23 protein-coding genes and 1 pseudogene are annotated in these 21,960 nt (G+C 36.3%); 6 read left to right on the forward strand and 18 right to left on the reverse strand.

Annotated features, from left to right (window positions below):
- Nucleotides 1–17: 17 nt before the first annotated feature.
- Nucleotides 18–290, reverse strand: a pseudogene (locus VK90_RS06190) (transporter substrate-binding domain-containing protein); the annotation flags it as partial.
- Nucleotides 291–397: 107 nt separating this feature from the next.
- Nucleotides 398–1,309 carry a VanW family protein gene (locus VK90_RS06195; RefSeq protein WP_048371296.1) on the reverse strand — a complete coding sequence of 304 codons (912 nt, stop codon included), beginning with the start codon at nt 1,307–1,309 and terminating at the stop codon, nt 398–400.
- Between the two features lie 380 nt (nt 1,310–1,689).
- Between VK90_RS06195 and VK90_RS06200 the strand changes: the two genes are divergently transcribed.
- Together VK90_RS06200 and VK90_RS06205 are read left to right on the forward strand one after the other, a co-directional pair.
- On the forward strand, nt 1,690–2,016 hold the full coding sequence (locus tag VK90_RS06200) for a hypothetical protein (RefSeq protein WP_002172828.1): 327 nt from the start codon (nt 1,690–1,692) through the stop codon (nt 2,014–2,016).
- 115 nt (nt 2,017–2,131) lie between these two features.
- Nucleotides 2,132–3,223 carry a DUF3900 domain-containing protein gene (locus VK90_RS06205; RefSeq protein WP_048371298.1) on the forward strand — a complete coding sequence of 364 codons (1,092 nt, stop codon included), beginning with the start codon at nt 2,132–2,134 and terminating at the stop codon, nt 3,221–3,223.
- 137 nt (nt 3,224–3,360) lie between these two features.
- Here the strand turns inward: VK90_RS06205 and VK90_RS06210 are convergent, their stop codons facing one another.
- The 4 genes from VK90_RS06210 to VK90_RS06225 all read right to left on the reverse strand — a co-directional run bounded on the left by VK90_RS06210 (nt 3,361) and on the right by VK90_RS06225 (nt 6,205).
- Nucleotides 3,361–4,215 carry an exonuclease gene (locus VK90_RS06210; protein ID WP_048371300.1) on the reverse strand — a complete coding sequence of 285 codons (855 nt, stop codon included), beginning with the start codon at nt 4,213–4,215 and terminating at the stop codon, nt 3,361–3,363.
- A 210-nt stretch (nt 4,216–4,425) separates the two neighbouring features.
- Nucleotides 4,426–4,626, reverse strand: coding sequence for a cold shock-like protein CspB (gene cspB / locus VK90_RS06215; RefSeq protein ID WP_001179148.1), 201 nt, complete (start codon nt 4,624–4,626; stop codon nt 4,426–4,428).
- A gap of 219 nt (nt 4,627–4,845) precedes the next feature.
- Nucleotides 4,846–5,745, reverse strand: coding sequence for a WD40/YVTN/BNR-like repeat-containing protein (locus VK90_RS06220; protein WP_048371303.1), 900 nt, complete (start codon nt 5,743–5,745; stop codon nt 4,846–4,848).
- Nucleotides 5,746–5,761: 16 nt separating this feature from the next.
- On the reverse strand, nt 5,762–6,205 hold the full coding sequence (locus VK90_RS06225; RefSeq protein WP_048371306.1) for a flavodoxin: 444 nt from the start codon (nt 6,203–6,205) through the stop codon (nt 5,762–5,764).
- Nucleotides 6,206–6,521: 316 nt separating this feature from the next.
- Here VK90_RS06225 and VK90_RS06230 point away from each other — a divergent pair, with 316 nt between their 5' ends.
- The gene (locus tag VK90_RS06230; protein ID WP_048371309.1) at nt 6,522–7,619 is read left to right on the forward strand and encodes a phosphodiester glycosidase family protein; all 1,098 of its coding nucleotides are present in this window, start codon (nt 6,522–6,524) and stop codon (nt 7,617–7,619) included.
- A gap of 39 nt (nt 7,620–7,658) precedes the next feature.
- Here VK90_RS06230 and VK90_RS06235 read toward each other — a convergent pair whose 3' ends face one another.
- Genes VK90_RS06235 through VK90_RS06245 form a run of 3 tightly spaced genes read right to left on the reverse strand, consistent with a single transcriptional unit; the run spans nt 7,659 to nt 9,099 of the window.
- Nucleotides 7,659–8,279, reverse strand: a complete 621-nt coding sequence (locus VK90_RS06235; protein WP_048371311.1) for an acetate uptake transporter — start codon at nt 8,277–8,279, stop codon at nt 7,659–7,661.
- A 56-nt stretch (nt 8,280–8,335) separates the two neighbouring features.
- Nucleotides 8,336–8,761, reverse strand: coding sequence for an NUDIX hydrolase (locus VK90_RS06240; protein WP_048371312.1), 426 nt, complete (start codon nt 8,759–8,761; stop codon nt 8,336–8,338).
- Nucleotides 8,758–9,099, reverse strand: a complete 342-nt coding sequence (locus VK90_RS06245; RefSeq protein ID WP_048371315.1) for an ASCH domain-containing protein — start codon at nt 9,097–9,099, stop codon at nt 8,758–8,760. Before VK90_RS06245 ends, VK90_RS06240 begins: the two co-directional genes overlap by 4 nt.
- Nucleotides 9,100–9,370: 271 nt before the next feature.
- On the opposite strand from VK90_RS06245, the gene VK90_RS06250 reads away from it, so the two are divergent.
- Complete coding sequence (locus VK90_RS06250) at nt 9,371–10,120, forward strand: (S)-benzoin forming benzil reductase (RefSeq protein ID WP_048371318.1); 750 nt, start codon at nt 9,371–9,373, stop codon at nt 10,118–10,120.
- 28 nt (nt 10,121–10,148) lie between these two features.
- Here the strand turns inward: VK90_RS06250 and VK90_RS06255 are convergent, their stop codons facing one another.
- From VK90_RS06255 to VK90_RS06280, 6 genes are all read right to left on the reverse strand, one after another.
- Complete coding sequence (locus VK90_RS06255; RefSeq protein WP_048371320.1) at nt 10,149–10,985, reverse strand: GNAT family N-acetyltransferase; 837 nt, start codon at nt 10,983–10,985, stop codon at nt 10,149–10,151.
- Between the two features lie 60 nt (nt 10,986–11,045).
- Nucleotides 11,046–12,554, reverse strand: coding sequence for an argininosuccinate lyase (gene argH / locus VK90_RS06260; RefSeq protein ID WP_048371322.1), 1,509 nt, complete (start codon nt 12,552–12,554; stop codon nt 11,046–11,048).
- 101 nt (nt 12,555–12,655) lie between these two features.
- Nucleotides 12,656–13,768 (reverse strand): serine hydrolase, encoded by a 1,113-nt coding sequence (locus VK90_RS06265; RefSeq protein ID WP_002172848.1) that lies wholly within the window; start codon nt 13,766–13,768, stop codon nt 12,656–12,658.
- A gap of 117 nt (nt 13,769–13,885) precedes the next feature.
- Nucleotides 13,886–14,818, reverse strand: coding sequence for a nucleoside hydrolase (locus VK90_RS06270; RefSeq protein ID WP_048371324.1), 933 nt, complete (start codon nt 14,816–14,818; stop codon nt 13,886–13,888).
- A gap of 133 nt (nt 14,819–14,951) precedes the next feature.
- The gene (gene panF / locus VK90_RS06275) at nt 14,952–16,388 is read right to left on the reverse strand and encodes a sodium/pantothenate symporter (protein WP_025148106.1); all 1,437 of its coding nucleotides are present in this window, start codon (nt 16,386–16,388) and stop codon (nt 14,952–14,954) included.
- Nucleotides 16,389–16,391: 3 nt separating this feature from the next.
- A complete protein-coding gene (locus VK90_RS06280; protein WP_002172851.1) occupies nt 16,392–16,670 on the reverse strand; it encodes a YhdT family protein in 279 nt (92 codons plus the stop codon).
- Nucleotides 16,671–16,942: 272 nt separating this feature from the next.
- Here VK90_RS06280 and dhaS point away from each other — a divergent pair, with 272 nt between their 5' ends.
- Nucleotides 16,943–18,427 (forward strand): aldehyde dehydrogenase DhaS, encoded by a 1,485-nt coding sequence (gene dhaS, locus VK90_RS06285; RefSeq protein ID WP_048371327.1) that lies wholly within the window; start codon nt 16,943–16,945, stop codon nt 18,425–18,427.
- 51 nt (nt 18,428–18,478) lie between these two features.
- Here the strand turns inward: dhaS and fabG are convergent, their stop codons facing one another.
- On the reverse strand, nt 18,479–19,219 hold the full coding sequence (gene fabG, locus VK90_RS06290; RefSeq protein WP_048371330.1) for a 3-oxoacyl-ACP reductase FabG: 741 nt from the start codon (nt 19,217–19,219) through the stop codon (nt 18,479–18,481).
- Between the two features lie 133 nt (nt 19,220–19,352).
- Here fabG and VK90_RS06295 point away from each other — a divergent pair, with 133 nt between their 5' ends.
- The gene (locus tag VK90_RS06295) at nt 19,353–19,502 is read left to right on the forward strand and encodes a YfhD family protein (RefSeq protein WP_048371332.1); all 150 of its coding nucleotides are present in this window, start codon (nt 19,353–19,355) and stop codon (nt 19,500–19,502) included.
- 74 nt (nt 19,503–19,576) lie between these two features.
- Here VK90_RS06295 and VK90_RS06300 read toward each other — a convergent pair whose 3' ends face one another.
- Both VK90_RS06300 and VK90_RS06305 read right to left on the reverse strand, forming a co-directional pair.
- The gene (locus VK90_RS06300) at nt 19,577–21,430 is read right to left on the reverse strand and encodes a terpene cyclase/mutase family protein (RefSeq protein WP_048371334.1); all 1,854 of its coding nucleotides are present in this window, start codon (nt 21,428–21,430) and stop codon (nt 19,577–19,579) included.
- A 102-nt stretch (nt 21,431–21,532) separates the two neighbouring features.
- The gene (locus tag VK90_RS06305) at nt 21,533–21,958 is read right to left on the reverse strand and encodes a divergent PAP2 family protein (RefSeq protein WP_002172856.1); all 426 of its coding nucleotides are present in this window, start codon (nt 21,956–21,958) and stop codon (nt 21,533–21,535) included.
- Nucleotides 21,959–21,960 lie beyond the last annotated feature (2 nt).

The raw sequence follows: 21,960 nt of genomic DNA on the forward strand, positions 1-21,960 counted from the left end.
CATTCAACAAATACACCTTAATTTTGTTTTTTTGTAGCATCAACTTTTAGCCATTTTTTCGATATGTCACTTAATGTTCCATCTTGCTCTAATTCTTTTAACACTTTATTTATATCTTCTAACTTTTCACTCTTTTTTGCAAATGGAAATGCAATCTCTCCCCATTCAAGTGAACTAAATCCAACTTTCACATTATCTAGTTTCGCCTTTGTTATTGTTGTTTCCACTTGAACTTTATCATTATAATAAGCATCGACGCGCCCAAGTCCTACTTCATTCAATTCCGCTGTACGCCATCAAAATTACTATTCTTAATAAACTGTACACAAAAAACCGGCACTTCTAACAAACTTAGAAATACCGGCTTCAAATCTTATATTTTTATAGCTTATGATATTTATTTCATCTTATGTACTTCAGCAACTAACTTTCCACCTTGTATACCCATATAAAGCTTAACAGGAGCATCATTCGTGTTTTCAAATACTAAGTCTAAATATGGATATGCAATTGTAGCATCTCTTCCTTGTGGAACATAACCTACTGTTTTAGAATGTGTAGTTCTCTCTACCATTGTCAAACCAGCTTGATCTGCTGCATTGAATAAAGTAGATGATGTTTGACAAACGCCACCACCATAACCATCTACTAATTTACCATCTACAATTTCTTTTCCTAATTGATATCCTTTATCTGGCGTTGTATCACCGATTAATGCATTAAAAGAGAAACGGTCTCCCTTCGCTAAAACAACCCCATTTACGCTCGCCGCAGATAAACGAATATTTTCAATTCGGCCACCTGTTGAGCCACCTAAATTCGTTTCATATCTACCAACTACAGTACCACTACCTTGCGCATCACTTAGTGTTGCAGTAGGTTTTTTCTCCACAATTGGTAACTGATAAGAAGAATCCCACATACCTACATTTAATAATTTATCTACTAATTCTTTTTCCATTAATTCATACGAAGGCTTTCCTTCTTGCCAAGTTCCATCAGGCGCTATACGTGAAGGAACCATCTTTGTATCGACGCTCTTCCCTACCTCACTAGCAACCTTCATTACCGATTTTTTGAATTTCGCTTCATCTTCAAAATAGCCTAAGCTTGATAAATCTATTTTTTTCACTTCAGTGCCAGTACGACCATCCACTAAGCTAATGCTATCCTGTACTTCTGCCTTAGCTTCTACAACGTTTCCGCCGATATCACTTACTAATGCCACATCACTCACTTTTGCACCACAACCGCTTACTACAGCTATGCATAGCACCCCTACTAATATACCCTTTACTTTACGTAACAATATACTCTCCCCTTTTTCCTAACATCATTTCTTATGTATTATTTCATTTTTATGTATGTTTTGTTACAATCATTTTACAATATATTTAGAAAATGTTACAAGTTATTTTTACTCTATATAAATTACTCTTTTCTTTCCAAAATGTCTATACATATCCACATAAAAAATTTAAGTTCGATAGAATTGTAACCTTTATGTAACCCTTATATCCAGTATATACCATTAACCAAATTAAATACAATTATAAAACCTCCATGTTCTTAATTTTCCATAAATAATGAACCACTGAAACATTTATAGGTATTTGCCGTGCCATTACTCCGCTTTCGCACATACATTATGATGAATTTACCCCACTTTAAAGAAACGGAGGAGTTTATATGTATCCCTACAACCCATATGATCCATATAACCAATATGAATATCAACCTCAATACGATTTACAAGCACAATATCAACAATATATAGATCAAACAGAGCAAGTTAATCCATATGATCCAAATAGACAATTTCAACTTCCAATCTCTTTTCCTGGCACTGGAAACCGTCAACTAGGACGACGAGTAAATGAGCTTGAACAAAGAGTACGTCAACTAGAAAACACAGTTGAGCGACATACTCGTAGACTAAACCGCTTAAATCAGCGTTTACGTACAGTAGAAAATAGACTTAACATTCCATTTTCAGCATTAGAAGACGGCTTTTAATTTCGAAAATAAAAAATATATAAGGAAGGGACTCTCCCTTCCTTATATAAATTGACGAAAGTTTTTTCCATCTCTATACTGATAAGAGTTAACGAAATGAAACAAGGTGATAAATATGGATTTTGAAATAAATTTCCTTTCCTTTTATGTTGTACAAGTGGAAGGAAAAGGAGAAGCAGTTGATAAACGCTATAAGCATTTTCAAACATTAGATGCGGAAGAGTATGAAGATAGCTCTTTGAAAGAATTTTTGAATGGTGAATTATTAAAAATATCGAAACGAAAAGTAGAACGTCATGCAAAAACAGAACAAGCTCCAACAAAGATCGGTCGCTTTATTGTAGAAGAAGGACATGAATTAGATTCCAACCCTCACTACAACCTTTTTAATCGTATTCGTTTTGCAGAAACGAAAGAAAACTTCAAAGATATGAGCGAACCTCTCGTTTATACATATCTAGACACAAGCGCTGTACGTGGTGGTGTATTTTTAATCGCTCAAGCAAAACTACGCAAATATTTTGATGATCCATTCGTATTCGTTATGAAATGTGACTTCGAACCAAAAGTCGCTTCAATTTCTGATAAATCTACACTTATTCGTAACGTTGAAATGGCTATTACAACAAAGAATATGAAATCTATCCAATACCCATACATGCCTGAAGAAGGTATTGTCGAAGTAGGCGAACTAAAAATACACCAAGCATCACATGCCCGCTACTTTGAAGACTTCTTAAAATTCGTCGAGTACGAACGCTCTATGCCTGAAATTATGAAAACACAAGTAATGGACATGGTATACGACCAAATTGAAGATGTATTTGAAGAAGGTACAGAAGAACGCGAACAATTCGACCAAGCGATGGAAGTATGGGCTGCCAGTCCAAAACGTGAAATTATGGAACAATTTTCAACGGAAGAAGTAATGGAAGCTACTGCTCAGATTGTCGAGCACGCCCCTGAAGTGGAATTAAAGCTAAAAGCAGATCATATCTCCGTAAAAGCACTACTTGCTGATTTCGGAGACCTGATTCATATCGCGAAGGTAAATGACAGATATGTACTCATGATTGAAGCAGACACACTTACGTTTGAAAAAGGTTTCTCTCCGATTGAGTTTCTGAAGCCGGATGAGTTGCAAGACGTGATTGAGCGGATTGAGAAAAAGCAGCAGTTTGGGTATGATCCGAGTGGGATTGAATAGAACTCTGAACGATCAACTGGCTTAAAAAATAAATACTAAAAAACTCCTATATCTATACATGGAATAGGAGTTTTTACATTGCTTACTAATAAATTCTTCTCATAAAAAGAGGACTAGACTTAGCTACCTTAATACATTTACGTTACCTTTCCCTCTTCCTGCGCCTTCTCCATCTCAGCCAAATACTTCAACTGCCTTTCCGCTTTTCTCACCGCCGTACGAAAATGTTTTTTCAGAAGTTCTACTGCAGAGTCACTTATATAATACCTTTCCGTTATACTTTCCCACGTGTCACTACTTTCAAATGTACTCCATACAAAAGGGTGCTCTGTATTTTTTCTCATTTCTTTAAATACCCATTTTCGCATCTTTTTTTTCGCTTTTTCTGTTAGTTTTCCGTTCTTTACAAGTTCAAGCTCACCATGTCTCTTGTATCGCTTATTAATATCTCTCTCGTTATATACTTTAAGAAATATATTTGCTGTATTCTCAGCATCTGCTAAAGCACGATGTTGCCTACCTTCCCATGTTAAACCGAGCTGCTCCACTGCAAATTGTAGACTTGGTGTATGTTCAAACAATTCTTCATACGCCTGGAAAACAAATTTCTGCAAATCAAATCTGCTCTCTTTTTCCATACATGGGCATTCTACACCGTGTAATGTACAATCTTGAGATAGAAAACGATAATCTTCTTTTCCCCATGAAATAAATATAGAATCTTCTCCGATGAACTGAATAAATTTCTCTATAATTTGAGTGAATTTCTCTACACCGATTAAATCTCTCTTTGTAATGCCAGTTAATTTTGTTGTATGACGAGTTAATGGAGCACTTGGTTTTACTAACTCTGAAAATTCTCCAATAACCTTCATTGTACTCACATCTATTTTTACAGCTCCAATATCAACTATTTCTGACGGATCCTCTGATTTATATGGCCTGAAATTCCTTTCAATATCGAACACAATGAAATGTGTAGAGTTTATCAATTTGTTTACCTCTTTCTAATTCCTTTTGATGCCAATTCTTAATTAGCAGTTTCACTTTATTTTCAGTATCTATTTATACATACAGTTTATACATTTAATACGCTTGAATACAAATTGAAAATTCAGTCTTATCTTCGAATGTACATAGGAGGACATTCATTCACCAAAAAAACGCAAAAAAAAGAAGGGCAAGCCCTTCTTTTTTCATAATTACTTCTTGTTTACGTTTGTAGCTTGAGGTCCACGGTTACCTTGTTCTACTTCGAAAGTAACTTCTTGACCTTCTTCTAAAGTTTTGAAGCCGTCGCCTTGGATAGCTGAGAAATGAACGAATACGTCTTCTCCGCCTTCAACTTCGATGAAACCGAAACCTTTTTCTGAGTTAAACCATTTTACTTTACCGTTTTGCATGAAAAAAATCCTCCTACAATGTACCTATATGTACATATTCATTTTCAACCACTTTACAATAATACGTCAGACATTAAAAAACTGCAACCCCCGAAGGAGATTTAACATTGCTATCCTCCTCGGAAGTTACAGCTCATTTAAATCTCTATATTATTAAAAGTAAAATGGTTTAAAGTAACTATATCATATCAATATAATAAAAGTAAAGTTTTTTTTAAGCTATACAACTTTTTTCTTCCACTGCATCGCTTTTGATTCACCTGACCCAGCTACAACATAGCCTTCTTTTTCATTAACAATGCGCCAACCATGCCCTTTAACCGAATCACATACTGTAACAATTCCTTCATCAAGGAGCACACGGCAAACTGTGCTAATTCCCGCCTTATTTTGCGTTGACGTTGTATATAACACATGTTGATCTACACTTAAGTCTAAATAGCTACTAGCTTTTTGCTCATTTTGACATGTATGCCAACATATTTTATCACTCTCAGCACTCTCATCTATTTTACAAAAAGAAATATTCCCACTAATCCCCTTACAAGATCCACTTGCTGCTACTAAATAGGAATTGTGTATAATCAACGCAGAAATCATCTGATTCGTCGCTATTTTAATCCTTTTTAATTTACGTGTCTCTAGATTAAAAAGCCAAACACCACCATATTTAGCATGTATTTTTGTACCGATAAATAAGTAATGTTTATATAAAAATAATGAACGAATAGATGGTGCATTACTACCGTAATCAAGAAATGGATGAATAGTTTCCCAGGTGGAACCAAAATTTGTAGAATGGTACAGTGTTTTATCTCCATGAGCAATTACCGTTCCATTCTCATTACTACATACATTCCAGCTTGTTGCTTTCGTCGGGAAGCGCTGGACCGTCCACGTTTCTCCACCATTCGTACTACGAATAAAAACTCCTTCGTCTCCTACTCCGTAAACTACATTACCTTCGCTATGTAAATCTCGAATTCGTTTTTGAAACTCATTTAAAATCTGTTTCCATTCTCCATCTTGTTCAATGAATAAGCCATTATATGTAGTAGCTAACAAAAGTTTTCCATCCCTTAACTTTGTAATAGCCGTTGCACTTAACATTGTTTCCACGTTGACACTCCTATTCTTAGAACTTCTCTGCAAAAGCAATTGCAAAATTACTACATTTTTCAACGTCCTCTTCGTCTTCCGGAGCCAATTCAATTTTCAATCCTTCTTGTACAAGTTCTGCCCCGCATCCTACAAGACGTTCTTCAAAAATCGTTACAGCTTCACAAAATAGTTCGTACGCCGTATCACCTGATCCAAATACAGCTACTTTTTTACCCGATAAATCTATATTTTCTAACTCATCATGGAAGTCTTCCGCTTCAAATGGTAATTCACCATCGCCCCACGTATAAGATCCTAAAATAATTCCATCATAAGCTAACAATTCTTCAGCATCCATACCTTCCATCTCTTGCAATACTACTTCGTGATCAAAGGCATCTAAACTTACTTTAATTAAATCAGCTATACTCTCTGTATTTCCTGACATACTTGCATACGCTATTAAAATTTTCGCCACTTTGGCATCCCCCTCTTACAATAAATGATTCTCATTCTCATTATATTAATAATGAGAATCAATTTCAATTATTATTTTTCATCCGATTTATATCCTTTTCGTTTATGTTAAAAGAAATAGTATATCTGACTATTACCTTTTCATTTTGAGTATTAACATTCATATTCATCTATTGCCAAATCTGGTCTCTCAACTTATTGTATATACATCCTTTCACATTTAATATGTTGCATATATAATGTGAAAGGCCCTTTACACATTTCATTATTTTCAGGTAACAAACAATTTCGATCTTACAAAAAGAGGAGTCTTTATAATGAAAAAATTTTTTATTAGACTTTTAAAAATATCATCCCTTTTGACAGCACTATTATTAACAGTAGGTGCCATTATTCTATTCGGCACTTCATACGGCCATAATTTACGTGTCATCGCAGCGGAAAGTATTTTAACGTCTCAACATCCGCAATACGCAAAAATCACACTACTGTCTGATAATGAGTTAAATGATATTTCTCAATCCATTACAAATCCAAAATGGAAAAATAGCGATTTTGCTAATATTAAACTTTCAAAACAAGAATTAGAGCGAAAGAAAAATTTACCACTAACTGTTTCGATTGAAACAGTTAAGAAAAAATATAGCGACCATTTTTTCGAAGGTAAATTAATGACTATTAGTAATCCATTAAATGTAAAACTCGTTACACAACAAGGTTCACAGGGAAAAGACGTTGGAGAAAAGATATATGTCATGGCAAAGCGAAATCATGCACTTGCTGCTGTAAATGCTAGTGGTTTTTGGGATGAAACGGGACATGGTGGTGGTAAAACAGGCATCGGTATTGTTATTGAAAACGGGAAAGTTATAAACACACCGAAAGACATTAATACCCCTACTCTCGTAAGTGGACTTACAAAATACGGACAAATGGTTTCAGGAGATTTTTCTGCTAATCAACTGTTAAATAAAAATGTCGTTTCCGCTGCTGGCTTTATGCCTCAACTAATTGTAAATGGCGAAAAAATGATTACAAATGATGGCGGATGGGGCTATGGTCCCCGAAGTATTATGGCTCAGAAAAAAGATGGATCAATTATGTTTTTCATTATTGACGGAAGACAACCTCATAGTATCGGAGCTTCTTTAAGAGACTGCCAAGATATTCTTTATGAAAAAGGGGCCGTAAATGCAATGGCAATGGACGGAGGCTCGTCAGCGACATTGTACGCAATGGGAGATATTTTAAACATCCCTTCAACCTTATCTCATAAATCACGCTATTTACCAGACGCCTGGGTTGTTACCGCGAACCCTAAGCAACAAGTTCATGTAACAATAGACGGCAACCCAGCAAGCTCTCAAAAGATTTCCGAAATGACAGGATCTACTGCTGTAGCTATCAATAAATAAAAAAGAACGGATGACTATACAATCATCCGTTCTTTTTTATTACTTTTTAAAAATACCAAATGGCTTTCCAACTGGTAATACAACTTTTCCGAAGTGTGTATTTAACACTGCTGCTGCTGAACCATAGAAAGATAATAATGAAATACATAGTTCAGAATACGCTGCTAAATTATGCATTGCATGCGGCATAACACCTAATGTACTTAATGAAAGACCAATAAATAAGAAATCAATAAGGACGAAAATCATAAATAATACTTTATGTGTTTCCATTGCACCAATTGTCATAAAAATCGTAAAAATCAAGTATCCGATAAAGGCTACACCAAGCTGTTTTGAATCTGCAGTTTGGGCTAATTTTTCACCAAATACTCCAAGTTGAATTAACCAAGACATTCCAACACCTAACCAAAATAGGCCATAAGCACCAAATGCTGTTGTACCGAACGTATTGTTATGCTTTGCATCGTGAATGCATGCAAAGAGTTGTGCAAATCCTCCTAAAAAGATTGCCCATGGTAATACAAGTGAAACGCCATCTGTTAAGCCTAACTTTTGAGATGATGCTACAAGTGTTACCATCGCTAATCCAAATAGACCAATTCCAGATGGATCTGCTGTTGTCATTTTCACATGATGTGTAGTAGTTTGATTGCTCATATAAACCTCCTGATTATAAACATACTCGAATACAATACTTAAATCAGAAGGCTATGTCAATGGTTTTTTTTGTATGTTGTCAGACCTTCTATTCCATAATAATCGAATACACTTTTTGCCACATCATAAGGTTTTATATTTATATTTAACAACTCTTTTATCGGCATCCATACAGGAATATAGCTCCCTCTATCTTTCAACTCGAACTCCTCGCCGTTACCACTTCCGAACACTCCACCAGTAACATAAGCATCATAATAATACTCGGTACATTTATACTCCACCTTTGCGATAAGGTTTTTCACTTGTATATGTATCCCTAATTCTTCGTAAACCTCTCGCTTCGTTGCTTCTTCAGGTGTTTCTCCTTCTTCAATTCCCCCGCCTGGAAAAACAAAATACATCTCACTTTCTCGAACACGTTTTATAAGTGCGATTTTACCTTCCTGTATAATTATAGCTGCACCGCGATTTCTTCTCATATTATTACCTTAATACCAATTGCAACTGTTCCCCACTCTTTCTCTTGTTCTTTCGTATATATTTTGTATGTACTTTCCAACCTTTCCTCTATACTAACGTTTTCACGATCAAATAATTTTCCATCAATTTGTTCATACATTTCTTTAAAGCTCTCGTATCGCTTTATCTCCGTTACCTTTACAGCAATTATTTCCGCCGTCACAAGGTTAGTAAATACAATTTCATCACCTTGTTTTATTTGTTGACGCTTTTTATCATACAATCTAACTTCAAATACTTTTTTCCCAGAACAAATAGATTGAAAAGGTTCATTATATAGTCTCATTTGATGTCTCATATTTTTTCCTCCTTATAATTTAGTTTAACATGCAGCCTGTATTGTACGAGAACTTGTATATTTTTTCTCATGCAAGAATATCCACCTTCCTTCCCACTTGCATATACTGTTCCATATCCGTTACTGTCGTTGTAAATCGGTTCATAAAAGGCACACAATCATCTCATTTCATTTATAGTAAAAAGTGCTCTATACTATAAAATGTAGACAAACTATACAATGTACGTTGTCCAACAAAATTCCACATATATGGAGAGGAGTTTACTAAACTATGCGCTACGTTATCATAACAGGAACTTCACAAGGTTTAGGGGAGGCAATCGCCGCGCAATTGTTAGAAGAAAACACAACAATCATCTCTATTTCTAGAAGAGAGAATAAAGAGCTTACAAAACTCGCAAAGCAAAAAAACAGCCATTGTATTTTCCATTCCTTAGATCTTCAAGATGTACATAATTTAGAAACTTACTTTAACGAAATCTTTTCATCTATTAAAAAAGACACTGTCTCATCTATTCATTTAATTAATAATGCAGGCACAGTTGCACCAATGAAACCCATCGAAAAATCAGAAAGTGAACTTTTAATTACGAACGTACACATTAATTTACTTGCACCGATGATCCTTACTTCCACTTTCATGAAACATACGAAAAATTGGAAAGTAGAAAAACGTGTTATAAATATTTCATCTGGCGCAGGAAAAAATCCTTATTTCGGATGGGGAGCTTATTGCACAACGAAAGCCGGTGTCAATATGTTTACACAGTGCGTAGCTACTGAAGAAGCGGAAAGAGAATTCCCTGTAAAAATCGTCGCTTTTGCACCAGGTGTTGTTGATACAAATATGCAAAAACAAATTCGCGGGGCTAACAAAGAGGATTTCACAAACTTAGATCGATTCACCGCATTAAAAGCAGAAGGAAAGCTACTGTCACCTGAATATGTTGCGAAAGCTATTCATAATTTACTAGAAACTGAGAACTTCCCGCAAGGCGAGGTTATTCGAATTGACGAATAGTAAAAAGGCACGCTCATAGCGCGCCTTTTTATTTTTCAATAAATATAAGTACAGACTCCATAATTTGCTCATAACCAATTTCTTGATAAATTTTATTAGATGTTGGATTCGCTAGATCGGTATATAATGTAGTCGTTTTGTAACCTTCATCTAACATACGTTGACTAAGTGCGGCTACACAATTAGATGCGTACCCTTTTTTCCGTTCTTCTTTCGGCGTATAAACGAAATTGACTGTTATATTATTTGTAGTCGGTCTCGTTTTTGCAGCTATAGAGATTAGTTTACCTCCCACTTCCAGACCGAATAGACGATTGGTGGTTATTAACGTATGTGCAGTTTGTTTTGCTTCTTCTTTCGTAGTAGGGAGCTTCACGTCTTCACAAAATTGATATACCCATTTTTCTATTAATGGAAGTTCATCGCTATTTATTTCTCGAAAAATCCCATTCCCGTTCCACTTCTTCTTTACTCGTTTTAGTTCATACACACCTTGCTCCATCACAACAGTAGTTTTTTTCTGTTCTAATATCGCAATCTCTTCAGCTAATTTCTGTACGATTTTTTTATTACCGATCAATCCAGGAATATTTGAATATACTTTCGTTAACTCCTTTGCAAGTTCCACTATATCCTCTTCCGAAATTTCAGACGTAGCGACGATCATTTGTTTCTCCACTGTTTGAAGAAATACAATCGCCACTTCTTCTCCTTGTTTCGCTGCCGCCATAAATATCGGTTCTTGAACAACTTGTAATACGCCTAATATTAAATTATTTTCCTGCTCATTCTTTTCTAAAAATGGTATAACATCTTCTTTAAAACGAATAACCTCTTCATATACGTGCAATTGAATCATCGACAATCTCTTCCCTCAATTTTTATTTTAATTAAATATTGGCGATTAATTCATTAAATCCTTCTTTTACGATTCGATAATATTGGAAACTAATGTGTTTAAATCATTTTCAGCTCGTAAAATTCTCCGTTTTTCCTTTTCAAATATCTCTTCTTCACTCCGAAATGACTCTTTACGACTTTTAATCATACGCTCCATTTCTTTTTTACTCGGTCCACCGTATACATTTCTTTTTTGAATAAAAGCTTCTGGCGATATAATTTCTTTCCACTCTTCCTCTAATAAATTCACTTTCAAATTTTCTTGTAAGTATACATTTACGTCCTTGAAATTTAATTCATTCAACTCCTTTTTTTGCTCTAATGACATATTCGCTATAGTACTTGCTGCATGATGAGCATGCCGAAATGGAATTTCATAGTTTTTTGTTAAAGTATCTGCGAAATCTGTTATCGTTATTGCATGTTTATAGGAACGACTTTTTAACGTTTCCTCTTCTACTTTCATCGTTCGAATAACTGCATTCATAATACAAAAAACACGAATCGCATTTTCGATTCCTTTATATAAATACGGCTGCAAGTCATCCTCCGTATCAACAATATCACCAAATGGTGTATTATGAATCATTTGAAATACAGTAAATGCTTCACCTAAAGCGCTACTCGTAATAGCACGGGCATGTTCAATTGAAACTGGATTTCGTTTTTGCGGCATAATACTACTAATTTGCACATATGACTTTGCAACAGTAATACCGTCATACTCTTTCGTTGCCAATAATAAGAAGTCATGAATCCACCTACTCGTATTCGTCATAATTACCATAAGTAACGAACTAACTTCTAATAAATAATCCGCTCCAGCAACGGCGTCATATGAGTTTTCAATTACATTTGTAAATCCAAGCAACTGCGCCACTCGTTCTCTCTTAATCGGAAAACTTGTTGTAGAAAGGGCCGCAGCTCCCATTGGAGACTGATTTAAAAGATGGTACGTTCTTTTCATTCGTTCTAGGTCTCTTTGCATCGTATCGTAAATTGCTAAAGAATAATGACCAAATGTTGTCGGTTGCGCTGGTTGTGTATGTGTATACGCAGGCATAATTGTTTCCATATGTTCCTCAGCAAGTTGGAGCATGCTTTCTTGCAGTAATAAATGGTGCTCTATTAACCGCAATACATATTGCCGCAAACTCATACGATACATCGTTACACCCATATCATTTCTGCTTCTACCGATATGCATATTACTTACAAATTCACACTTCGCTTCTTGAACAATTAAATGTTCAACTAAGAAAAAAAGATCTTCGTGCTGTTCCGTATATCGCAATTGATCCTTTGGAATTGCCTCTACCCTTTTAAGTGCTGTTAATATAACTTTAGCTTCTTCTCTTTTCATTAACTTTTCTTCAGTTAACATAGTAATATGTGCCCTATGCACTTGAAACATATCTTTCAATAAATAATTGCGTTGAAAATCAAATACATGTTGTAATACACAATCCACATATGATTTCCCAGGGAAATCAGCGCCTTCACTCTTTATAAACTCTTCTTTACTCTGTTTCATCACCTTTTCCCCTTTCGCCTAAGTATTACTACCCATCATACCCAGCGATAGCGAAAAAGTGCTTGTACACAAAAATAAACTCGGCGCTTATAGCACCGAGTTTATTTAATAACAGTCGCATCATACTTATCACTTTGCAACACTTGGAAATGTAAATTTGCCAAGTGTTTACGTATTTCAGCGCTGTCATCTTCATTTAAATTATTTGCTAAGAAAACAATTTCTGTACAGTTTCCGCGTTTATCCATTGCATAAACTGCTTTAGTTACCGTCCATGGTGTATAGCCATTCTTTTGTCCAGCATGCCTGAATGTTTTACGATATTTCTTTGCACTCATATCTGTTTCAACGATATTCGCCCACACTTTTTCTTCAGCTTCTGTAAGGCCACCTTTATGATTTGCCTTTTGAAGCAATACCATATAATCATTTGCCGATGCGGCAGGTAATCTATCCGACCAAATTTTATCATATCGTTCCTCTAAATACAGGGGAATTTCCTGCTGTAATAATAATGGCCCCTTCTTTTTTAAGCGTTCATGAATAATCATGGCATACTCTCGATATTGCTCTTGAGACATTTCTTTTAACTTCTTCTCTATTTTATATTTCGGAACATGTAATTCTTTATGCAAATATCCTGGAATATATAAAGATGAAACAATTGGAAACAGTGGTTGGTGTGCAGGGAGCGCTAAGCTTTGTAAATTTCGATTAATATTATCTAACCCTAACACTTCCATTAAATATTCAGTATTTGCATTTGAACTGAACTTAACCATTCCTTTTGCAACTTCTTCTAAAGAAACCGCTCCTTCAGTTATCTTCCCCGTTTTCTGCAAATAATTTTGCCACCTGTCTTGTGCACCACCATCTGTATTTGGTACATAATAACGATTCACATCATTAATTGAGACGAAACTAGACGGATCAATTTTCCCCTCTGTAACTTGTTTCGTATATTCAAGCGCCACAATTAACTTCATCGTACTAGCAACTGGCAATACAACATTTGGATTTACAGAATAAACAACTTTATCATTTCTTTTTATTAGAAGTGCACTATTTTTTTCATCTTTATGTTCTTCAATAAAGGATGCTATATATTGCGCATCATCATTATTTGAACTCCAAACTTTTTTCACCAAAAAGTTACCTGATATTAGCAAAACAAAAATACCCACAATCACTGCGCATACTATAGTTTTTTTCAAGTAAAATTCCTCTCCTATTGTGTAGCTCTTCTCTATTTATCTCTTAATAACAAAATAATGAAGATAATTATTTAAATAATCATCTCCATTATTTTAACTTGTATTTTACTATTATGTCTACGTCATAATTTTCACAAAATCCTCAAGAAACTTTTTATAATGTAAAGACCAACCAATTTTCACCCAATTTTTCAATGCTTTCGAATCAGGATGAGGACGAAAATCAGCGATACTTTCTCCTTTTGCAACTCCAATCGTATCTACATCAACACGGCGATAAACGTAATCTAAAAGAGATGGATTTGCTGCTGCCATCATCGTTACTACATCGTGCACTGGGCTCCCTGTTATTTTAGGATTGAGGTTTTTATAAGCTTTATAATAATACGTGAAAATCGGTTCTATTAATTTCTTAAAATTCGTTTTAGAATGTTTCGTAATGTATTTCACCATTTCCGGTGTAATAATCGCTTCTGATGTAACGTTAAGCGGTATTAATGTCACATTTTTTGCATTTTGCATAACTAATTGTGATGCAATTGGGTCCCCATGAAAATTCGCCTCCGCGACTGGTGTAACATTTCCGGGCATTAAAAAAGCACCGCCCATTATATAATATTCCTTCACATACTTCATCATCGGTTTCTCCAAAATAAATGCCGTCGCCAACGTTGTTGACCGGCCGGCATCAACAATAATTAGTTCACCCTTATATTTTTCAATGATATCAAAAAACTCACAAAAAGGTTTTATATTTGGAGAAAAGGCTTTAGGGGGACGAATCGGACCTAAGCCGTCTGCTCCATGAATTTCTGGGTAATACGTTACAAACTCCCCAGACAAAGGTATTTTAGCCCCACTAATAACAGGTATATCTTCCCGGCCCGCTATTTGCAATAAATACGCCGCATTACTCGTCGCCTTTTCCTGCGTTACATTCCCATATCCCGTTACTACTCCAACAATATCAATATTAGGATGCAACAATCCATACATAATTGCTAAAGAGTCATCAATTCCCGGGTCTCCTAAAAATAATATTTTTTTCACAGACCTCAACTCCATCCCATCAATTGTTATTACTTTATGAATACATGACAGCATACAGAATGAAAAAGAAAAATTTTGTTATATACAAAAAACGTAGAAGCTTCCTAGTAGAAGTCCCTACGTTTTTTCAATTTTATCCCGCTACTTTTTTCATCGTAACCATACTACCAATTATATAAGCAATAAAAGCAAAGCAAATCGGGAAAACAACTGTATGTATACCAAATGGATTAGGGAAACAAAGATGAATAAACATATAGGAACCTACTCCAACTAAAATAGAAGCGAGAGCTCCAGTTGCATTTCCCTTTCTCCAATATAAACCTAACACAATCGGCCAAATGAACGCCGCTTCTAAACCACCGAAGGAAAATAAATTTAACCAAATTAAAAAATCTGGTGGCTTAATAGCTGCAGCGTATACGAGTAATCCTACGATACCAGTAATCCATAGACTACCTTTCTTTATCGTACTATCCGCTGCCTCTTTATTTATGTAATTCACATATATATCCTTAATAATTGACGAACTTACAAGTAATAATAATGAGTTTACAGTAGACATTATTGCTGCCATTGGTGCAGCTAAGAAAACTCCAGCTAACCAAGGTGGCAACACTTCCATCGCTAATAGCGGCATTACTTTATCTGGTACCGTTATACCTGGAAGTACTACTCGTGCAAATACACCCGTTAAATGCATACCAATCATAATTGTACCAACCACAACCGTTCCAATGATTAGCGCCTGGTGCATAGCTTTTGAATTTTTATAAGACATAGCACGCACACTAATTTGTGGTAATCCAACGACACCAATTCCAATTAAAATCCAAAATGATGTGACATATGCTTTTGTTAAACTACCGTCCGCACCGAATGGTGTTATTAGCTTTGGATTAATTTGAACGAGTTCATGCATTATCTTTTCAACCCCGCCACCAGCAATGACAGTAGCAATTAAAATGATTGTTGTTCCGACTAACATGATGATTCCTAATAATGTATCTGATAAAGCGACTGCACGAAATCCACCAATTAACACGTACACAAGTACAGAAAATGTAAATAAAAATAGTGCCGTTGTATAGGAAAGTCCTGTTAGTGACTCAATTAATCGTCCGCCACCAACCCACTGAGCTACTGTTGCTGAAAACAAAAAGATTATAATACATAATGCTGAAAGAACAACTACCGCCTTATTATTGTATCTTCCCTTTAAATAATCAATAAGCGTAATTGCCTCCATCTTCCTAGCGATAATAGCAAACTTTTTACCAATAACCGTTAAAACGATATATCCTGTTACAACTTGAATCGCCGATAATAACACCCATCCAAGTCCCATATTGTAAGCAATACCAGGCCCACCAATAAAGCTACTTGCACTACCGTACGTAGCTATCATCGTCATAGCTAATAATAAGCCGCCAAGCTCACGCCCACCAAGAAAATATTCTTGCAAAAATTTATTATTAGCAGTTGCTTGTACACGTCTTGATGCAAATACACCAATTAAAAACACAACGATAAAAGAAATTATCATTGGAATTATTACATACCAATTCATCTATCATTCCTCACTTTTTTCTTCCTCATCGAGTGAAATATCTTGAAATAAAAAACGAACAACTAAAATAAGCAAAATAACTATTACGATAAATCCAACGATACAGCTATAAAAAAACCATGCTGGAAAACCTAATACATATGTATATTCACTCGGATCCTTACTGCCAAGCCCATAAGCAAATCCATACCATATTATAAAATTAATAATAGCTAGTCCAAGACCAATTAACGCTTCTCTATGGGCAATTCGAAAGCGTGGATCATCATGATAATCCTTCATTTTCTCCCTCCTCTCACGAGGTATAATTGTACCACTGTTCTTCTAGTTTTTCCTACTAGAAAACAAAAACGCGCAGGATTTTTTGTAATTATATAGAATACAATGTTTCATTACATATTTTTTACATTTGTAACACAAATGAAATTTGAATTTTCTGTATTTGTTATTTATGATTTTAAGTAGAGGTTTTTCATCTGGTTCCCACATCCTTGATTTCGGAATAAACGCCGTCTCGTACTGCGTTTACATTATATTTTCAAGGGGGTTATACAATGAGTCAACTAGCTGTAAATCTTCATGAAAAGGTAGAGAAATTTCTTCAAGGTACAAAGAAACTATATGTGAACGGAGCGTTTATCGAAAGCGCTTCCGGAAAAACATTTAAAACTCCTAACCCAGCAACCGGTGAAACTCTAGCTGTCGTTTCTGAAGCTGGTCGCGAAGATATTCATAAAGCTGTCGTAGCAGCTCGAATGGCTTTCGACGAAGGTCCTTGGTCACGTATGAGCGCCTCTGAACGAAGTCGTCTTATGTACAAGCTTGCTGATTTAATGGAAGAACATAAAGAAGAGCTTGCACAGCTCGAAACGTTAGATAACGGAAAACCAATCCGTGAAACAATGACAGCAGACGTCCCGCTTGCGATTGAACATATGCGTTATTACGCTGGCTGGGCTACAAAAATCGTTGGGCAAACAATCCCTGTTTCCGGTGAGTACTTTAACTATACACGCCATGAAGCAGTTGGTGTTGTCGGCCAAATTATCCCATGGAACTTCCCACTTCTTATGGCAATGTGGAAAATGGGAGCTGCTCTTGCAACAGGATGTACAATCGTCCTAAAACCTGCTGAACAAACTCCACTATCTGCTCTATACTTAGCTGAATTATTTGAAGAAGCTGGATTCCCGAAAGGCGTTGTCAACATCGTTCCTGGATTCGGGGAAACAGCTGGACAAGCTCTCGTTAATCATCCACTTGTTGATAAAATCGCATTTACAGGCTCCACTCCAGTCGGAAAACAAATTATGAGACAAGCATCTGAATCATTGAAACGCGTTACATTAGAGCTTGGTGGTAAATCACCAAACATTATTTTACCAGACGCTGACTTATCTCGAGCAATTCCAGCTGCACTTTCTGGTGTTATGTTTAACCAAGGACAAGTGTGTTGTGCTGGATCACGCTTATTTATTCCGAAGAAAATGTACGATAATGTCATGGCTGATCTCGTTCTATATTCTAAAAAATTAAATCAAGGCGCTGGATTAAATCCAGAAACTACAATCGGTCCTCTCGTTTCTGAAGAACAGCAAAAACGCGTAATGGGCTATATTGAAAAAGGAATTGAAGAAGGTGCCGAAGTACTTTGCGGAGGAAACAAGCCATTCGATCAAGGATATTTCGTTTCTCCAACAGTATTTGCTGACGTAAATGATGAGATGACAATCGCTAAAGAAGAAATTTTCGGTCCAGTTATTTCTGCATTACCATTCAATGATATTGACGAGGTAATTGAACGTGCGAACAAATCACAATTCGGTTTAGCGGCTGGCGTATGGACAGAAAACGTAAAAACTGCACATTATATCGCAAGTAAAGTTCGTGCAGGTACAGTATGGGTAAACTGTTATAACGTCTTTGATGCAGCATCTCCGTTTGGTGGCTTTAAACAATCTGGCCTTGGCCGTGAAATGGGATCTTATGCGCTAAACAACTATACAGAAGTGAAGAGCGTTTGGATCAACTTAAACTAACGAGAAAGAACCTGACTGGATAAGTCAGGTTCTTTTCATTATGTATTTCATTTAAACTTGCAATCCGCCGCTAACATGTAATACCTCTCCTGTAATGTACGACGCATACTCCGATGCTAAAAAGGCAGCTGCGTTTGCAATATCCTCCGGTGTTCCGATTCTTCCAACCGGAATCGCTCCAACCATTTTCTCTTTTACTTTATCCGGTATTGTTTTGGTCATATTTGTATCCATAAATCCTGGACAAATCGCATTACACGTAATACCAAAACTTCCAACTTCTTTCGCTGCTGTTTTTGTTAAACCTACGACCCCTGCTTTTGTAGCCGCATAATTTGCTTGCCCAATATTTCCTTCCCTACTAATAGAAGAAATATTAATAATCCGTCCATACTGTTGTTGTCTCATATAAAGAAGTGCTGGTTGCATACAATAAAAAACGCCAGTTAAATTAACTTGTAATACTTGTTCCCAAGCAGACTTCTCCATCTTATGTAACATTGCATCTTTTGTAATTCCGGCGTTATTCACTAAAATATGTAATGCACCAAATTTTTGAACCGCATACTCAATTAATGATTTCGCTTCACTTTGATTACTCACATCACATCGATATAAGCTCACTTCATATCCTTCATCCGATAACTCACGTGTCGTTTCTTGTAGCTTCTCTTCATTTACATCACTAATTAATACTTTAGCCCCAAGCTTCGCATAAACTCTTGCGATTTCTTTTCCAATCCCCTGCGCAGCACCTGTTATAACAGCTGTTTTCCCATTTAAAAAGTCCATCCCTATCCCCCATTTCTATTCGTTATACTGTATATTTCGGCTCTTTGCTTTCCAAATCCTCTTTGTATAAAAAAGTCTATTTGTGTCAAACTAACTTTGTAACGCCGTATAAAACACAAGGAGATTGTGTCAAATGAAAAAAAAGAATGTAGATCAAAACAAAGCTTCTGACGGCATTGATGTTGAGTTCTCACGAGAACTCGCTGACCACAATGACTTAGAAGCAAACGCACGTGCAGATGCCGCTGATGCACGTCAAAAACGCCAGTCAACTGAAAAATAAGGCATTACAATGTTCCTTATTCTTTTCAACAGGGACCTACTACCCCAAAAATAAACCGAGGGGCTACTCTCGGTTTATTTTTTATATTTTTTTATATAATGTGCTAAAGCAAGCAACGGGTATATGTGTCCGTAACTATGATAACGAATATAAAATCCCCCCGGTAACCCTGTACCAGTAGGATATTTTTCATTCATAGTAGGCTTCGTGAGCAAATATGAAATTCCTTTTCGAATAATCGGTGTTTCTTTATCATTGTAAGAAATGAGCGCATCAAGTGCCCAGGCCGTTTGTGACGACGTACTAAAGGGCAAAGAAATAAATCTTTTATCTACACTACTTTGACATGATTCTCCCCAACCTCCGTCTGCATGCTGTACATGCTCGAGCCATGATGCTGCTTTTTTTAATGACGCATGAGTCGAAGAAATTCCTAATGCACGTAAGCCTGTCATCGCTGCCCATGTACCATATATATAGCATATCCCCCATTTCCCATACCAGGATCCATTCTGTTCCTGTACATCCATTAGCCATTTTACAGCTTTCTTTTTTTGCTCCTCTGGCAATTCATTCGGCGCGTATGTGCCGAAAAATTCTAACACCCTACCTGTAATATCTGGTGTAGACGGATCTGTTATCATATCACTCGCGTTTTCAATCGGCAAATTTGCTAATATACGGCTCGTTACCCCTCGTTCAAAAGCTCCCCAGCCTCCATCACTGTTTTGTAATCCTTTTACCCATTCTACGCCTCTTCCCCACGCACTATCTACTTTACCATTCCCTCTACTTCGTGCTAATGCTCTAAGAGCAGCTGTTGTATCGTCTACATCAGGAATCGTCGTATTAACATCTGAAAATCCCCAACCGCCAGCTACGAGTGAAGGTGCATGTACGCTCCAATCTACTTTTTTACTATGCTGTCTTTGCAATAAATACTCTGTCGCCCTTTGAATCATCTTATTTTCATTTGTAACATTGGCCTCTTGTAATGAATAGCTGAGTAAAGCGGTATCCCATACGGTAGAAGGAGAATTTTGCAAGTGACTCCCCCTTTCCATCTTACATGCATAAGACTTCAATCCTGTTACAGCCTTCTCAATAACAGGAGCCTGAATAGAGTGTCCTAATGCAAGCAAAGCATAAATCATATAAAACGTAGCACTCGCGTAACTATACAAAGTTCCATTTTCATCAATACGTTCTTTCATAAAGCGCTCTACTTCTTCATATCCTTTATGGTGTAAAGAAAGCGGATATGATATTACCTTTTTCACATCACCTAAAAACGATTGAAACAGCGGAGACCGCTCCTCGCGAAACCATTGTCCACCCCCGCCAGCAATATGATTTAAATTTGGCAATAACTTTTTCTCTATACGAAATCTCTTATTCATACAAATCATCATCGGAATTAAATGTATCCGTGCTGAGCTGCTTAGCTCAAATATACTGAGGGGGGAGTCATCTTGTAAAAATAAGATCGGCGTTGGGAAGTGAAAAAGAGCAGGATAATCATATTCCCCGTGAATCGCTAATAAAAATTTCGTCATAAAATGAGCACGAGAAACTCCACCGCGTTCCTTAATAAACATTTCAGCTCGCCTCATATTCACATCTTCTTTTGAATACTTTCTTGAAGCAAGTAAAGCAACATATGCTTGAATCGTTGCGGATAAATTCCCACCAGGCTCATCTTCATATAATTTCCATGTTCCTTCATTTGTTTGGAAAGATGCTAACCTTTTCACGAATGGTTCTATTTCATCATCTCGCCCTAACAATTTAAGTAAAAAAATCATATGACAATCCGTTAACGGAGCCCCTTCAAAACAAAATCTCCACGTTCCATCTTGCCTTTGCATCGTTTGAAGTGCAGTCGTTCTCCGCTCAATTTCGTCACGCACTTTGTCATATAGTAGCACTCTATTCACCCACCCTTTCTAAGTCCGTATACGATATTCGAAAGGCCAGCTAAATATGTATGAAAATAAAGAAAAGCAGAATGTGTGTAGTACACATTCTGCTTACAAACAATATCCAACCCCGACAACAATTCCTAATAGCGCCCCGACAACAACTTGATACGGTGTATGTCCAACGAGCTCATTTAACTTTTTATAATCTGTTTGCCTACCGTGAAAGAAATCATTCAATATTTTCGCTTGCTTACTTACCGCAAGTCTTACTCCTGAAGCATCATACATAACAATAATGGCAAAAATAGCGGCAACCGCGAACATTGAACTTTCCACCCCTTCTACAACTCCGACACCTGTAGCAAGTGCCGTAACAGTCGAGGCATGTGAACTTGGCATTCCACCTGAAGCGAAAAACTTTGCAAAATCAAACTCGCCAGTTTTTACTAATTTAAAAACAACTTTCGTTAACTGCGCTAAAAACCAAGAAATTATAGCTGCCATAAGCGGATCATTATGTAAAATTGTTTCCATGT

This window comes from Bacillus sp. LK2, assembly GCF_001043575.1.
Taxonomy (GTDB): Bacteria; Bacillota; Bacilli; order Bacillales; family Bacillaceae_G; genus Bacillus_A; species Bacillus_A paramycoides.